Annotated in this window: 7 protein-coding genes; 5 read left to right on the top strand and 2 right to left on the bottom strand. The window is 76.6% G+C overall.

What is annotated here, in order from left to right; translation table 11 throughout:
* The first annotated feature begins 189 nt into the window (after positions 1-189).
* From ACFYU9_RS24975 to ACFYU9_RS24955, 5 genes are all read left to right on the top strand, one after another.
* Positions 190-1,071, top strand: a complete 882-nt coding sequence (locus tag ACFYU9_RS24975) for a DUF4132 domain-containing protein (protein ID WP_389211924.1) — start codon at positions 190-192, stop codon at positions 1,069-1,071.
* Positions 1,068-5,996 (top strand): DNA-binding protein, encoded by a 4,929-nt coding sequence (locus ACFYU9_RS24970; RefSeq protein WP_389346049.1) that lies wholly within the window; start codon positions 1,068-1,070, stop codon positions 5,994-5,996. Before ACFYU9_RS24975 ends, ACFYU9_RS24970 begins: the two co-directional genes overlap by 4 nt.
* Positions 5,997-6,179: 183 nt before the next feature.
* Positions 6,180-7,334 (top strand): AAA family ATPase, encoded by a 1,155-nt coding sequence (locus ACFYU9_RS24965; RefSeq protein ID WP_389346048.1) that lies wholly within the window; start codon positions 6,180-6,182, stop codon positions 7,332-7,334.
* On the top strand, positions 7,331-11,329 hold the full coding sequence (locus ACFYU9_RS24960; RefSeq protein ID WP_389346047.1) for a DUF5682 family protein: 3,999 nt from the start codon (positions 7,331-7,333) through the stop codon (positions 11,327-11,329). Before ACFYU9_RS24965 ends, ACFYU9_RS24960 begins: the two co-directional genes overlap by 4 nt.
* On the top strand, positions 11,326-13,377 hold the full coding sequence (locus ACFYU9_RS24955; RefSeq protein ID WP_389346046.1) for a hypothetical protein: 2,052 nt from the start codon (positions 11,326-11,328) through the stop codon (positions 13,375-13,377). Before ACFYU9_RS24960 ends, ACFYU9_RS24955 begins: the two co-directional genes overlap by 4 nt.
* 179 nt (positions 13,378-13,556) lie before the next feature.
* Here ACFYU9_RS24955 and ACFYU9_RS24950 read toward each other — a convergent pair whose 3' ends face one another.
* The gene (locus ACFYU9_RS24950; RefSeq protein ID WP_389346045.1) at positions 13,557-14,765 is read right to left on the bottom strand and encodes a serine hydrolase domain-containing protein; all 1,209 of its coding nucleotides are present in this window, start codon (positions 14,763-14,765) and stop codon (positions 13,557-13,559) included.
* 203 nt (positions 14,766-14,968) lie between these two features.
* Positions 14,969-15,805, bottom strand: a complete 837-nt coding sequence (locus tag ACFYU9_RS24945) for an undecaprenyl-diphosphate phosphatase (protein ID WP_389211913.1) — start codon at positions 15,803-15,805, stop codon at positions 14,969-14,971.
* Between the last annotated feature and the right edge of the window lie 111 nt (positions 15,806-15,916).

The raw sequence follows: 15,916 nt of genomic DNA, 5'->3' as shown, positions 1-15,916 counted from the left end.
CCCCGTCCGTCTCCCCTCCCTCGTCCGCCTCCCCTCCCTCGTCCGTTCCCTCGTCAGCGAGCCGCGACCGTCCCACCCGCGTTGTCAGTGGGCCTCGTTAGTCTCCCCACATATCGCAGCTCAGGGGCTTTCGTGCCTCTGGTTCCGGCTGCGCTGACATGTGAACGGACAGGCGGAGGGGCACGGCTGATGGCGTGGCTGGCAGCGGGTGAGGGGTACGAGATCACCCTCGAGGACGGGCGTGTGGTCGCACGGCGCGTCGGGGGACGGCAGTTGAAGACGCTGCCGAAGGCGTTGCGCGACAGTGCCGAGGTCGACCGGCTGCGACGGCTGGCCGAGTGGCTGGACCGGCATGCGGCGTCGTGCGTGGCGCAGGTCGACGCGTGGATGGTGTCGTCGCTGCCGGTTCCGACCGAGCTGATCGCCCGGGTGTGGCAGGACGAGGCGTGGCGGGCGGCGCTGCGGGACATGGCCGTCGTGGGCGACGATCCGGACGAGGTCGGCTTCCTGCGGGACGTCACGGCGGACGGGGAGCTCAAGGTGGTCGACCTCGACGGGGAGACCGTGCGGTTGTCGCCGCGGACGGTGACGCTTCCTCATCCCGTGCTCCTTCCGGACCTGGACGACGTACGGGACTTCGCGGCCGACCTCGGCATCACGCAGCGGGTGGAGCAGATCCACCGGGCCACCTGGGTCAGGCCGGCGGCGGACAGGGCGGATGCGCCGGGGGCCGGGCGGACGGAGTCGGCGACGGAGGTGCGGGACTACGCGGGCGGGAAGTTCGCCTCGCGGTTCGGTCTCGCGGCGCGCGCCACGACCCTCGGCTACCGGGTGTCCGGCGGCTACGCCACGTGCAAGGTGCGCGACGGGGGCCGCGGCACGGTGGCGTCGGTGTGGATCGGCGAGCCGTACTGGGACGGGGAGTCGGAGACCGGCGGGCTCAGCTGGCACGACGAGGACGGCCGCGCGGTGCGGCTGGGCGAGGTCGGGCCGGTGGCCTGGTCCGAGGGGATGCGCATGGCCGCGGCGCTGTACGCCGGCCGCACGATCGAAGAGGGTGGGGACGCGTGACCGGCATCGGCGAGAACGACAAGAAGGAGCTGCTCGCGGCGGGGGCGGTGCTGCCGGCCGACGCGCGGGGAGCGGGCCCCTCGGCGGTCGAGCTGACCGCGCGGGCCTACCGTCACGCGGTGCTCGGCGAGGACCGGGTCGTCGTCCGGCTGGCGGCGGCCGAACTCGGGCCCGCCGAGGACCTCGCCGCCGGTTTCCTGGGGCTGGAGCCGCAGGGCGAGCCGGCCGTGGTCGGTCTCGGGCGGCGTCAGGAACTCGGCTTCCCGGAGTGGGTGCTGGTCCACCACCCGGAGGACGGTCACCACGCCCTGGCGGTCGTGCCGGAGCTGGACCGGCTGGCCCGGCAGGCCAGGACCAAGCCCAAGGCGGCGCTGGACGCCTGCCAGGAGCTGGCCGGGCGGCTCGCCTCGGCCGTCCCGCACTTCCTCCCGGTCTTCTACGAGCAGGCCGCGCGGATCTTCCTGGGCGTCGAGAACGCCACGTACGCGGGCCAGTTGTTCGGCCGCGCCCGTACGAGCGAGGCGCAGCACGGGCTGACGGTCGACGAGGACCGGCTCGACGCCGTGTTCCTGGAGTTCGCCCTGGCCGGCGCGCTGCCGGTGAAGGTCCTGACCGGATACGGCAAGGAGCTGTCGGCGCGGCTCGCGCCACTGGAGGCCTACGAGCGGTTCCGGCGGCTGTGCGTGCGCCGGACCGCCGGCGGTCTCGCGCCGTCCGCGCAGGCCGCGACGGAGCTGAGGCGGCTGGCCCGTGCCGCCGGCCTGTCCGGGACGGAGGCGGAGCAGGACTATCTCGCCGAACTCCTGCCGCTGCCGGCCACGTTGCGGGCCGCCGCCGGCTGGTGGAAGTCGCACCGCGGCGCGCTGGTCGCACTGGCCCGGCGCGTGCCGTCCGTACGGGGCACGCTGCTGTCGATGACCCCGCCCGCGGACGACGGGGAGATGAGCGAGCTGTGGCTGGGGATCCTGACGGACTCCGGGGCCGACGCCGGTCTCACGGAGGCGGAGCTGCCGGAGGAAGAGCGCTGCTCCGACGGCGCGGCGGGCTGGCTGGAGCGCTTCCACGCCGCCCGGCACCGCGGTTGGGGGCCGCGGCACACGCCGCCGGCCCTGCTGGAGCTGGTGGCGCGGGCGGCCGGCCGGTTGCGCGGTGATGTGGCGGCACGGCCCGAGGGCGAGCGGTTCCTGCGGATCGGTGTCGAGGACGTGAACCTGCTCGACCTCCTGCTCTCGCTGGAGGTCGCGGTCGCCGACCCCGAGGAGCAGTCCGACCGCCATCGGCGTGCCAACGTCATGAACCTGTCGGACTGGGCGCGCGGCGAGCAGCCGCGGGACCTGGTCGCGCTGGCGGCGGACCCGCGCTTCCGGCCCGCCTTCGGGCGCGGGGCGAACAGCTACAACGACGGATCCTCCGGTACGGACGTGATGCGGCGACTCGCCGCTTCGCCGGGGGGCCGCGCGATGCTCGCCGAGTGGGTGCGCGAGGTGGCCGTCTCGTCGGTGGCGGCCGGGCTGCCCGGACTGCCGCAGGCGATCCACCGGCTTTCGTGGCTGCCGGCCGAGGCTCTCGCGCTCGCGCCCGAGGAGGTCGCGGCCGCGGCCGGTGCCGATCTCGGCGAGGCCGTGGCGCGCACCCTGCGGGGCGGCCTGTGGGAGGAGCTGCGCTGGCCCGCGTGGGAGGAGGCGCTGACGGAGCTGGCGCCCGGGCGGTACTCCACCGACGGCCTGACCGTCGTCGAGGCATGGCCGTATCTCATCGTGGCCAACGCGACGCGGGTGCGCGTCATCGACGCCGACTCGACCGTCCTCACGCACGACCTCCGGGTGCCCTCCACGTCCGTGCGGCAGTTGGGCTTCCACTACGTGGACGGTGCGCTGCTGGTGTTCTGGAGCACGTACGGCCGCGGCGAGCCGCGGGGCTACTGGCACACCGCGCCCGACACGGTGTTCGACCTCGCCGGCACCGACTACTGGACCCTGCGTTCGGAGAACCCCAGCCTGCAGCTGCCCGGCGGCGGCCGCACCACCGGCGGCGGGGTCCTGCACAGCGGCGACACGAAGCTGCCCGCGGAGCGCGCGCTGGTGTCCGACGGCACGTCGTACTGGGTGTGGCAGAACGGTGACGGGCGCGGCGGCGACGGTCAGGACCCGGGCGGCTGGCTCGAGTACGACCCCGTGTCGGGCGCCCACGGCCGGCGTTCGCAGCCCGGCTTCCTCGCCGACGCGCTGCTGCGGCACGCCCCCGGCGCCGAGCTGTGCGCCGAGGCGTCCTGGCTGCGGCCCGCCCCGGCGGTGCCGGGTGCGGTGCAGGGGGTGTCCGAGGACGGGCTCCTCGGCTGGCGTGTCGTGCGGCTGCCCGGCGGCGGCCACCACGGCGAGGACACCACCGGACGGTCCGTCACGCTCCCCGGGGGAGCGGGCAGGCCGGTCGCCGCGCTGACGTTCCCCGGCGACGACCGGCCGCGGGCGCTGACCCGGCAGTGGCGTGAGCTGTCGCTCGGCGACCCGGAGGGTGTGGTGACGGCCACCGCGCAGTGCGACCACCGCAACGAGCTGTACGGGACCGCGGGTCCGGCCCTGCCGCCGCTGGCGTACCTGTACCTGCTGCGCGCGCGTGATCCGCAGGGGTCGGCGGCGCTGCGGGGCGCCGACGCGGAGTCGGCCGGCGCCCTGCTGAAGGCGGCGGCGCTCGCGGAGCGGGCGGCGGACCTGCCGGGGCTCGTGAGCGCTGCGCTGCCGCGGGTCTCGGCGCCCGAGCTGATCGCCGGTGTGGTGAAGGTGCTGCGCTTCGCGGTGCGGCAGCAGCAGGCGCTTGACGACGTGGCCGCGCGGCTCGACCCGGCCGCGGCGCCCGCGGAGGTCCGGGTCCCGGGACCGAGCGACCAGCTGATCGGCAAGGCGCTGCACGGCGTCGTCGGCACCGGCTACTACCGCTACGGCGTGGACAGCGACGTGACCCACCGCTACCTGGAGGCGCTGGCGTCCGTACGGGCGGACACCGCCGCCGCGGCGCTGCCGGGCCGGCTGCACTTCGACCTGCCGTCGCTGCCGTACACCGGGCTGCCGTTCGTCTCGCTCCTGGACGAGCCGGCGGCGATCGCCTACCGGGCCGTCGCGCCCGGCGGCGACCCGGCGCACCGGGAGGCGCTGCTCGATGTCCTCGGCCGGGTCGACGCGCTCGGGCTGGCCTCGACGGCCGAGTCGGCCGGTCACTGGCGCCAGGTCCGCGTCCACCTGGCGACCCCTCACCTGCACACCCCGGACGGGCAGCCGCGCAACGCCGCGCACCGCAGTGTGCTGCCCCTGGGCGGTGGCGCGGCGCTCGGCCTCACCGAGCACACCGAGAGCGTCGACGACGGGCGGGAGTGGGGTGCGCTGCTGCACGACCCGAGCGGCCGTTTCGAGGTGCCCGGCCCCTACACGGTGCGTGGCCAGGCGCCGGTGGGCGACCGGGCGCGCGGCGCCGGGTGGCTGTCCGCCTTCCTGCGGGAGGCGCGGTCCCGTGCGCAGGCGCCCTTCGTGGCGGAGGCGGCCGACGAGTTCAGCCGGCTCACCGGTGTGTCCGGGGCGCTGGCCCGGATCGTTCTCGTGGGCATGCCCGACGTGGACAGCTGGGAGAGCAACTTCCTGCCGACCGAGCTGCGCAGGACACTCGGACTGAAGGTGGCCGAGGCGGCACACGCCCGCGACGAGCTGCGCGCCCTCTCCGTCGAGGTGCGGCGGGCGGTGCTCGCGGCGCTCCTGCCCGAGGACCCGGCGCGGCTGTGGAGCGAGGGCCCGGACGTGGTGTCGGCGGCGGCCGTGTGGAACGAGAAGGTGGGCCGGCGCCGGCAGGTGCCGGACTGGCTGGCGGCGGAGGCCGCGCGCGGCGCGCGCAGCGGCTGGCCCGTCCATCGGGCGCTCCCCGCGCTCCTCGACCCGGCGTCGTCGCCGGAGCTCGGCGCCGACGTGGCGTGGCGCATCGAGGGCGACCATCCTGCGACGGTGGCGCCGGCCGAGGCGCCGTTCACCTCGGCGGTGCTGACCGGTTCGATGAGCCTGACGGCGTGGCTGGCCCACCGGCTGCCCGCGGGCGATCCGGTACGGGCGGCGCTGCCCGGCGCGCTGACCGCCGTACGGCAGCGGCTCGCGGCGCCGGAACTGCTGCTCTCCGCGGGGCACTACACGAGCCTCGCGGACTTCCGGAAGGTGGCCGGCGCCCCGACGGAGACGGCTCCGGACCACGAGCGGTACGGCGCGGTGCTGATGGCCACGCAGGACGGCCAGCCGCAGCCCGCCGTACGGCCCGCCCTGCTGGACTCCACCGGGTCCGATCCGTACCTGGTGGCGCTGCGCGGCGACGATCAGCAGCCGACCGCGGTCGAGACGGCCCTGCGGCGCGCGCACGATCCGGCGTTCGCCCGGCTCCTCGCCGACCCGGGCGCGCCGCTGGCCGGCGAGGCGGACGCCGAGGGGCTGTGGTGGCCGCAGGATCCGTCGCGTTCGGTGCCCGGCCTCGTGGCCGAGGTCGCCGGGGCCCGCGGCCTGGGCGCCGACGCGGCGACGCTGTATCTGATGCTGCTCGCCATGCCCGACCCGACGGACCGCGCCACCGCGCGGTGGACGGGATGGAAGCCGGCCCGGCTCAAGGCCGCGCGGGCCGAACTGGCGGGCACCGACCTGGTGGTGTCGGCCGTACGGGCCCGGGCCGGACGCTCGCTGTTCCTGCCCGGCGCCTGGGCCGAGCAGTCGGCGCCCGTCCTGCCCGTCGAGCAGTGGAAGCTGCCGATGTACGGGGCGGCCACCGGCGCCCGGCCGGTCCTGGGCGCTCTCGTGCCGACCGAACCGGCCGCGGAGCTGTTCGCCCGGGCGTGGCAGCGGATCCTCGACGGCGACGTCCCTCGCTTCGAGGAGCTGAAGGTCCGGCGCACGAGGCGGCGCCGCTGAGGCGCCGGCGCGCGGCGCACCCGAGGCGCCGCTGACCGGCTGCCCGTCGTCAGCCCGGCGCGGCGCGCCCACCCCGGGTGCGCCGCGCCGGCCCCCCGTCCCGTCCACGTTCCCGTACCCGAACCCGTCCCCTGTCCCGCTCCCCCGTGCACGCGTATGCCGCACCATGCCGAAGGAACCCGAATGACCGTCACCGAAGAGACCGCCCCCGTCCGGCAGGGCGAGCCCGCCGAGGAACGCCACGCCGTCGAACTCGCCTTCCTCGCCGCCCAGGACCCCGGCCCGCGGCCGCCCGGCTGGGCGCTCACCCCACGCGCGGTCGTCACGTTCGTCTGCGGCAGCGACGGTGCGGAGCTCGCCCTGCCGCGACGCCGCGCCGGTCTGCCGTCGAAGCTGGTGATCGCGCCGAAGTTCGTGGGCGAGCGCGCGCTGGTCGAACGCTGTGTGGTCACCCTCGCCGGCGAGCGCGGGCTGCTGCTCACCGGTGAGCCCGGCACCGCCAAGTCGATGCTGTCCGAGCTGCTCGCGGCCGCCGTCAGCGGGACGAGCGCGCTGACCGTGCAGGGCACGGCGGGCACCACCGAGGACGCGTTCCGCTACGGCTGGAACTACGCCCTGCTGCTCGCCCAGGGACCCACCCCGCAGGCGCTGGTGGACTCCCCCGTCCTGGCCGCCATGCGGGCCGGCCGGGTGGTGCGGGTCGAGGAGATCACCCGCTGTCTGCCCGAGGTCCAGGACGCCCTCGTCTCCATTCTGTCGGACCGGCGCATCAGCGTGCCCGAGCTGACCGCCACCGAGGACGCGGTGGTCCGGGCCGCTCCCGGCTTCACCGTCATCGCCACCGCCAACCTGCGCGACCGGGGCGTCTCGGAGATGTCGGCCGCGCTCAAGCGCCGCTTCAACTTCGAGACCGTCGACCCGATCGCCGACGCCGACGCCGAGGCGGTCCTGATCCGCCGCCAGGCCGTCGCCGCCGTGCAGCGCGCGGGTGCGGCCTTCGCAGTCGACGACGCCGTCCTGGACGCCCTCGTCACCGTCTTCCGCGACCTGCGCTCCGGCCGTTCCACCGAGGGCTGGGACGTGGAGCGGCCCGGCACGGTCATGTCCACGGCCGAGGCCGTGCAGGTGGCGGCGTCGCTGGGCGTCGCGGCCGCCTACCTGCCCGGCAGTGACGTGCTCGACCTGCTGCCGGGCCACCTGCTGGGCGTGGTCCGCAAGGACGACCCCGCCGACCACGCGCGACTCCTCGGCTACTGGGACGGCCCGGTGCGCCGCCGCGCCGAGACCGGCTCGGCGATGTGGCGGCGGCTCTGGGACCTGCGCGGGAGCCTGCGTTGACGACCGTCGATCCACGAACGGCCGTGGACACGCTGGCCGCGTCGCGCGCGCCGTACCTGCTGGGGGTACGCCACCACAGTCCGGCTCTCGCCGCGGTCGTGCCCGCCCTGCTGGAGGAGGCGCGGGCCGAGGTGGTCTGTGTCGAGCTCCCGGCCGACTTCCAGCCCTGGCTGGAGCACCTCGCCGATCCCGAGACCGTCGCCCCCGTCGCCCTGGCGGGGGCCGGTGAGGGCGGACGGCTGTCGTTCTATCCGTTCGCCGACTTCTCCCCGGAGCTCGCCGCGGTCCGCTGGGCCAGGGACCGCGGGGTGGAGGTCGTGTGCTGCGACCTTCCTCTGGACGATCCGGGCTGGTCGGCGGAGGGCACCGGTCTGGTGCGCGCGCCGGACGGCGGCGAGGCGGGCGCCGGTGAGGCGGTACGTCCGGACGCCGGGGGCTCGGCAGATGCCAGTGAGGCGGAACGTCCGGAGGCCGGTGGCTCGGCGGATGCCGGGGATTCTCCCGGCGCCGGTCTCGATGCCGTTCGCGGCGACGGGACTCGGCCGGGGCGGCGCTCGTACGCCGAGGCGCTCGCCGCCGCCGGGACCGGCCGTGACGGCGACGACCTGTGGGACCGTGCCGTGGAGGTACTGGCTCCGGGCTGCTCCCCCGACGCGGTGCGCCGCGCCGCGCTGGGCGTGGGCTGGGCCCTGCGCGGCGACGCCGCCGTCCCCGCCACCGACCTGGCGCGGGAGGAGCGGATGCGGCGGGTGATCGCCTCCGCCGCGTCGGACGGCCGCCGGGTGGCGGCCGTGATCGGCGCCTTCCACGCGCCCGCGCTGCTCTCGTCGGCGGAGGCGGCGGCGGGGGCTTCCGGGGTGTGTGACGAAGCAACTGCGGCGGAGGCCGCGGAGGCTGGTCAAGCCGCCGGTGCGGCACCCGGCTACGGCGACGCGGCTCGCGAGGCTCTTCCCTCCCGGACCGGGTCGCGCCCGTCGGGCTCCCCCGTGGAAGCCGATGCCGGGGCGGCAGAGGCCGGGGCGGCGGCCGCGAGCCCGGCTTTCGGGGCGGGACCCGCTTCCGGAGCGACGGGGCGACGGGGCGTCCCGGCCCGGCCCGCGCCGGGCCGGGCCGGAGGTCCGGCCGAGGATGCGGACGTGGCGGTGACGTCGCTCGTGCCGTACTCGTTCGATCTGCTCGACTCCCGGTCCGGGTACCCCGCCGGGATCCGTGACCCGCTGTGGCAGCAAGCCGTGCTCACCGCGGGCGGCGACGCCGAGCGGATCCGGGTGGCCGCTGCCGACGCGATCACCGGCCTGTGCCGGGAGTTGCGCCGCGCCGGTCATACCGCGGGGACCGGCGAGGCCGCCGAGACACTGCGTCTGGCCTGCGACCTGGCCGCCCTGCGCGGGCTGCCAGCGCCCGGGCGCGGCGAGCTCCTTGAGGCCGTCGGCACCGTCCTCGGCCAGGGCGAGCCGCTCGGCCGGGGCCGGGCCCTGGCCCGCGCGCTCGATGCCGTGTTCGTCGGTACGGCGCGCGGCCGGATCAGTCCGCACGCACCCCGGTCCGGTCTCGGCCCCTCCGTCGAGGCCGAGCTCGCGGAGCTGCGGCTGCCCCGACCGGACGACCCCGAACGCCGCGACCTGCGCCTCGACCCGCTCCGTTCGCCCCTGGACGGCCGCCGTGAGGTGCTGCTCCAGCGTCTCCTCGTCATCGGTGCCTCGTACGGCGAACCGCTCGCCGTGGCGGGTACGGGCGACGGCACGGCGCTCGGCACGAAGTGGCGAGTGACGTGGACGCCGTCCGTGCCGGCGCGCCTCGATCTCGCGGGAGTGCGCGGGGTGACCGCGGCCCAGGCGGCCGCCGGCGCGCTCGCCGCCACCGCGCGCCGCGAGGCCGCCGAGGGTGGCCCCACGCCGGAGCAGATTCTGGCCGGGCTGTCCGCCGCCGCGCGCTGCGACCTGCCCGAGCTGGTCGACGGGCGGCTGCGCGAGGCGTCCGCCGTACTGCCCGACAGTGCCGGCCTGCCCGAACTCCTGCAGGCCCTGGACCTGTTGGAGGGACTGCGGCGCGGTCACTATCCCGGCACGACACCGGCCGCCCGCACGGCGGCCGGCGCGCTCACGGAAGAGCTGTTGGAGGCGGCCGTACGGTCCCTGCCCGGCCTCGCCGGGAGTGACAGCCCCGCCGACGCCGGGGCGCTGGTGGCCCTGGCCGACCGTGCGGCCGTACGCCATCTGGGTCTCCGGCTCGACCGGGCCCTCGCCGAGCTGGCCGCCGAGGGCTCCCCGCTCATGCAGGGCGCCGCCCTGGCCGTACGCGTGCTGCTCGACCTGGACGACGCGGCCGGTCTGGGCGAGCGCTCGGCCGGCTGGATCGACGGGGCCACCGCCCCTGACACGCGACGGGCGCTGACGAAGCGTCTCGCCGGGCTGCTCACGGCGGCCGGGCCGCTGCTCCAGGCCTCGCCGGACGCGCTCGTTCCGCTCATGGACCGGGTGGACGCGCTGGCGGACCAGGAGTTCCTCGACCGGCTCCCGGCCCTGCGCGGCGGCTTCGACACGCTCGCCCCGGCCGCGCGCGAGCGGCTCCTCACCACCGTGACGGAGCGGCTCGGCGACCGGCTCGACCTGTCGCTCGACGCCCCGCCCGAGCTGCTCGCCCTGTGGGCGGCGGCCGACGCGGCCGGATCGGTCGCGCTGAAGGCCCTGGCCCTGCCGGGCACGGACGCGGCCGACGGCCTCACATTCCTTCCCTCGCCCGAGACCTCGCCCGAGGCTTCGGTCGAGGCTTCGGTCGAGGCTTTGGTTGACGGCGGCTCCGCCGGGTCCGCGGACACGGCGGCCGTCCACCCGCCCATGCCCGACGCGGGCGACTCGGGCGACGCGGACCGGCGGCTCGGCCGTGCCGACCGCTGGCGGCTGCTGCTGGGCCGTCACAAGGAGCGGCTCACCGGCGACGCACGCCGCTACGCCCACGCCCTGGACGAGCTCTACGGCCGCGGGCGCGGCGAGGGCGCGCAGGACCTGGACGGCGGCGCACCCGGGCAGGGCGGCGGCCAGGACCCGTCCTTCCCGACCGCACGGGAATGGGCGCAGGAACTGGAGGCGCTCTTCGGCACGGACGTACGCGAGGAGGTCCTCGCGGAGGCCGCCGACGCGGGACGCACCGACGTGCTCGCGCAGCTCGATCCGGCGGCGGTACGGCCTTCGGTGGAGCTGCTCGGCTCGGTGCTGTCCCTGGTCGGCGGCATGCCCGAGGCCCAGCTCGCCCGGCTGCGGCCGCTGGTGAAGCGGCTCGTCGACGAGCTCGCCCGGGAGCTGGCCACCCGGCTGCGCCCGGCGCTCTCCGGTCTGGCCACCCCGCGCCCCACCCGGCGGCCCGGCGGACGCCTCGACCTCGCCCGTACGCTGCGGGCCAACCTCGCGCACACCCGCCGCACGCAGGACGGCCGGCTCGTCGTCGTACCGGAGCGGCCCGTGTTCAGCACGCGGACGAGCAAGGAGGCGGACTGGCGTCTGGTCCTCGTCGTCGACGTCTCCGGCTCGATGGAGGCATCGGTGATCTGGTCGGCGCTGACGGCCGCGGTCCTGGGCGGGGTGCCGACCCTGTCCACGCACTTCCTGGCCTTCTCCACGCAGGTGATCGACCTGACCGACCGGGTCGACGATCCGCTGTCGCTGCTGCTGGAGGTCCGGGTCGGCGGCGGTACGCACATCGCGGCCGGACTCGCGCACGCACGATCGCTGATCACCGTGCCGAGCCGCACGCTCGTCGTCGTGGTCAGCGACTTCGAGGAGGGCGCGCCGCTCGGCGGGCTGCTGGGCGAGGTGCGTGCCCTGGCCTCCTCCGGCGCCCATCTGCTGGGCTGCGCGGCACTCGACGACACCGGCACACCGCGCTATTCGGTCTCGGTGGCGCGCCAGCTCGTCGCGGCCGGCATGCCGGTGGCCGCCCTCAGCCCGCTCGCCCTCGCCCGCTGGGTGGGCGACCGCCTCCGTGGAGAACCCCGTTGAGCACCGAACTCCTGCCTCCCGTCGCCCCCGACGTCCTCGCCGACGCCGTCGAGCGGCTCAGCCCGCGGCTGCGCAAGAAACTCGACGCGGCGATCGCGGGCTGCGCCGACCGGGCCGCCGCAGCGGCCGACGGGTCGGTCGAGGTCCGCTTCGGCGAGGACGCGACGGTCACACTGCGCCCGGGCCCGTCCGGCGCGGTCACCCGCGCGGAACAGGCCGTGTGCACCTGTCTTCTCGCCCCGCGCTGCCTGCACCGCGCCGCGGTCCTCGGCGCGGCGCCGCTCTCCGACGGGGAGGGCGACGCGGGCGAGGACCCCGACGCGGGCACGAGCGGAACGGGCGGCACGGGGACGGGCGAGGCCGCCGACTCGGGCGAATCGGGTGGCACGGGCACGAGCGGAGCCGCCGGCGCGGGCGGAGCTTCCGGCACGGGCTCGGGCACGAGTGAGGCCTCCGGAGCCCACACGGGCGCGGGGGCCTTGGAGGGCTCGCCCATCGCCGGCGGCGGTGCGGCGAGCTCCGCCTCCCGGCCCACCGCCGAGGCGCCTTCGGCCGGCGAGAGCCCCGTACGCGCGAGCGCCGAAGCGGCCACGCCGGCCGCCCCCACCGCTCCCACCACCCTCACCGCCGCTCAGGTCCGCGCCGCCGCGGCGCTGTGGGACGCCGCTGCCGAGGCGCTGTCCGCAGGTGTGACGGCGGGTGGCGCTGTGGTGCAGGCCGAGCTGCTCCGCGCCGCCCACACCGCGCGGCTGGCGGGGCTGCCGCGGGCCGAGGCGGCCGCGCTGCGCGTCGTACGGGGCCTGCGGGCCGCGCGACAGCGGAGCGAGGGCCAACGGCTCGGCGACCTGGCGGACGCCTTCCGCGTGTTGCTGGCCGGCGCCGCCCGGCTCGCGTCCGGGTCGGCCGACGCGGGTGCGGCGGGCTCGGCACGGCGGGTCTACGAACAGGGCGGCAGCCTGCGGGTGTACGGGCTGTGCCGGGAGCCGGTGCTGTCGGCGACCGGGTACGGGGGTGTGACCACGCATCTCGTCGGCGCGGACGGCGCCGGGTACACGGTGTCGGACGTGCGTCCCGGCGGCCTCGCGCGCGTGAAGGGTGCGGGGTCGGCGTCGGTGGCGCTCGGCGGCGCGGTCCTCGACCATGCCGGGCTGGCACGCGGCGGGCTGCGGATCGTGGGCGCGACCGTCTCCGCGGACGGTCGCCTGGGGGCCGGACGCGGGGTCGGCGCGACGCCGCTGCGCGGAGTGGACTGGTCCGAGGAGCCCGCCGCAGCGCTCTTCGCCCGGCCCGTGCGGGAGGCGATGGCCGATGTGCTCGGCGACGGTGCCGCTGATGCGGGTGCGCCCGAGGGGACGGCGCCGCGTCTGCTGGGCTGCGACGTCGAGGTGCTCGGGGCGGCCGGCGACTGTGTCGTCGTCCGCGTCGCAGGGGACGGACCGCTGCTGCGGCTGCGCCCGGCACACTCCCATCCGGAGCTGCCGCACGCCGTCAACCTGCGCCGGATCGCCGAGCACCCGGGGCTCGCGCTGCGCGTGCTGGGCCGTCCCGACCTGGACCGGGCGGCGACGCTCCGGCCGCTGGCGGTCGGGCCGGTGCCGGGCGCGTCGGCCACGCTGCGGCTGCCGGACGGCTGGAAGGGCCGTGCCGACCTGGGCTACGACCGGCTGCAGGGCGAGCACTTCCCCCGTGAGACGGAGCCGGCCGCTGTGCGCGGGACGGTGACCGCGGTCCCCGACCCGCTGGCGGACGCGCCCCTGTGGCGCGTGCGGCGCCTGCTGGAGACGGGTGTCGCGGGCGGTCGCCGTGCCGTGGCGGAGGCGGGCCGCGGGTCGGACGCGGCCTCGCTCGTCGCCCGGCTGACCCGGGCGGGACTCGGCGGAGCGGCGCGGCTCGCGCAGGCGCTGACGGCGGAGGCGGGCCGCCGCCCGCGCGACGCCTTCGGCCGCCTGTCCGACGCCTCCGCCGACGGCTACGCACGGGCCTGGCTCGCCTCGGCCGTCCACCTGGCGGCCGCGGAACGGTCGTTGGTGGCCGCGTCCTGGTCCTGAGCCGTCGCCGAACCCACCGGTCCCGGCCGGGCCGGCCCGAACCCCGGCCCGGCCCGGCCGGAGGCCAGGGTCCGCCAGCGGCCCGGATCGGCCGGCCGGGCCGGCCAGGGACCCGGGTCCGCCCGGCGCCTGCCCGCCCGCTTTCGGCTACACCGGCGCGGTTCTCGGCTGAGCGGGACTCAGGGCCGTCCCCGCTCCAGCAGCGCGCAGACGAACTTCTCCTCGACGGCCCGCAGCCGGGCGAGCAGGGCCGGGTCGAGGGTGACCTGGCTGGTGACGGAGACCGTGACGGTGCGTCGGCCGTCGGGAGTGGCGGCGGCGAACTGGGTGTAGCCGGGGGTGTTGCCGGTGTGGCCGAGGACGGTGCCGCACCGGGTGGTGTAGCGGAACAGGGCGAGTCCGGCGGCGTTGGCACCGGGGCCGGCGGGTTCGGATGCGCCGCCCGGCAGGAAGTCCCGCTGGGCGTGGCGGGTGGCGGGGGTCAGCAGCCGGGGGCCGGTGTAGCCGCCGATGAAGGCGGAGAGGTCGGCCGGGGTGGAGACGATGCCGCCCGAGGCCCAGGCGCCGGAGGCGCTGATCGCCTCGCTGACGTCCACGGGCGGCTCGCCGGGGGCCGTGTCGTAGCCGTGCAGGAGCGGGCGGGGCAGCCGGTAGCCCTGCGGCAGGCTGGTCTCGCGCAGGCCGAGCGGGCGGTACACCAGGTCGTTCAGCAGCGCCTCGTACGGACGTCCGGTGGCCTGTTCGGCCATCAGCGCGACGGCGATGTTGTCCGAGTTGGAGTAGGCGTAGCGGCTGCCGGGCGGGAAGGCGAGGCCCTGGTCGGCCACGAAGTCCAGCAGCCGGCGGGAGTCGAAGTGGTGCCGTGGGTCGGCGCGGACGATGTCCTGGAACGCCTTGCTCCGGCTGAAGTCGGGCAGGCCGCTGGTGTGCTGGAGGAGCTGGCGCAGCGTCACGGCGTGCCAGGCGGCGGGGAGGTGCGGCAGGCGGTCGCCGATCGTGTCGTCGAGGGCGAGGGCGCGCCGGTCCACCAGGCTGAGGGCCACCGCGCCGCTGAACGCCTTGGCGGCGCTCGCGACGCGCATGTGGCCGCCGGCCCTGGGCGGCCGGCCGGTGCCCACCTCGGCCGTGCCGGCCCGGTAGACCTGCCGGTGACCGTCCCGGGTGAGCACGGCGATCGCGCCGGGCGGTCCGCCCGGCGCCTCGACCAGGCCGGCCAGGGCGCGTCGGAGGCCCTCGTCGTGCGGACCGTGGCCGGCGGGCGGGGGGCCACCGGCGGCGACGGGTGCCGCGGCCGTGCCGGTCAGCACGGCTCCGGCGGCGAGGGCCGCGACGACGGCCCGCCGGACGGCACGCCGTCCGGTACGGGCTGCGGGGGCGGATGCGGGCACGTGTTGCCTCCTCGGGCGCGGCGAGGGACGCCCGCGGGGGCGGCGGGGCGTCCGGTGCACCCAGCATCGGGCCGCTCGCCCACCACCGCTCCCCGGCGGCGCGGTCCCTGCGCCATCTGGCGCTGCGTCACGTCCGGAGTGCGGTGATTCGCTGATCCGTTCGTGGTGGCAGGCCGTCGCCGCCGGCTGGACAGGCGCGCCGATCAGGCGGCGAGGATGCCGGTGCCGAGGAGGCCGAGGAGGAGCACGCCGACGACCAGGCGGTAGATGACGAAGGCGTTGAAGGAGTGGCGGGCGACGTACTTCAGCAGCCAGGCGATCGACGCGTAGGCGACGACGAAGGAGACGGCCGTGCCGACGACCAGCGGGCCGGCGCCCGCTCCGGAGCCGACGGCGTCCTTGAGCTCGTAGATGCCGGCGCCGGTGAGGGCGGGGATGCCGAGGAAGAAGGACAGGCGGGTGGCGGCGACCCGGTCGAGGTCGAGCATCAGGGCCGTGGACATGGTGGCGCCGGAGCGGGAGAAGCCGGGGAAGAGCAGGGCGAGGATCTGCGAGCTGCCGACCAGCATCGCGTCCCTGAGGTCGGTGTCGTCCTCGCCGCGCTTGTGCCGGCCCATCTGGTCGGCGGCCCACATCACGCCGCTGCCGACGATGAGCGAGGCGGCCACCACCCACAGGGAGGCGAGCGGGCCGTCGATCAGCGGCTTGGCGGCCAGGCCGACCACCACGATCGGGATGGTGGCGAAGATGATCCACCAGGCGAACTTGTAGTCGTGGTGGTAGCGCTCCTCCTTGTTCCGCAGGCCGCGCACCCAGGCGGTGACGATGCGGACGATGTCCTTGAAGAAGTAGACGAGGACGGCGGCGATGGCACCGACCTGGATCACGGCGGAGAAGCCGACCACGGAGGGGTCGTCGACGGGGATGCCCATCAGCCCTTCGGTGATCTTCAGGTGCCCGGTGGAGGAGATGGGCAGGAATTCGGTGATGCCCTCGACGATTCCGAGGATGGTGGCCTGACCGAGGCTGATGGCGCTCATCGGGGTCCTGTCTGGCGATGGGAGGGGTTCGTGGCGCGCCCGGGCCCGGCGGCTGTCGCCGGGGCGTGCGGGCATGGCAGACTCATGGAGCGGCATTTACGCGTGCGTAGA

The organism is Streptomyces sp. NPDC004327 (assembly GCF_042873935.1).
GTDB lineage: Bacteria > Actinomycetota > Actinomycetes > Streptomycetales > Streptomycetaceae > Streptomyces.
This window is presented reverse-complemented; position numbering and strand designations above follow the sequence as displayed.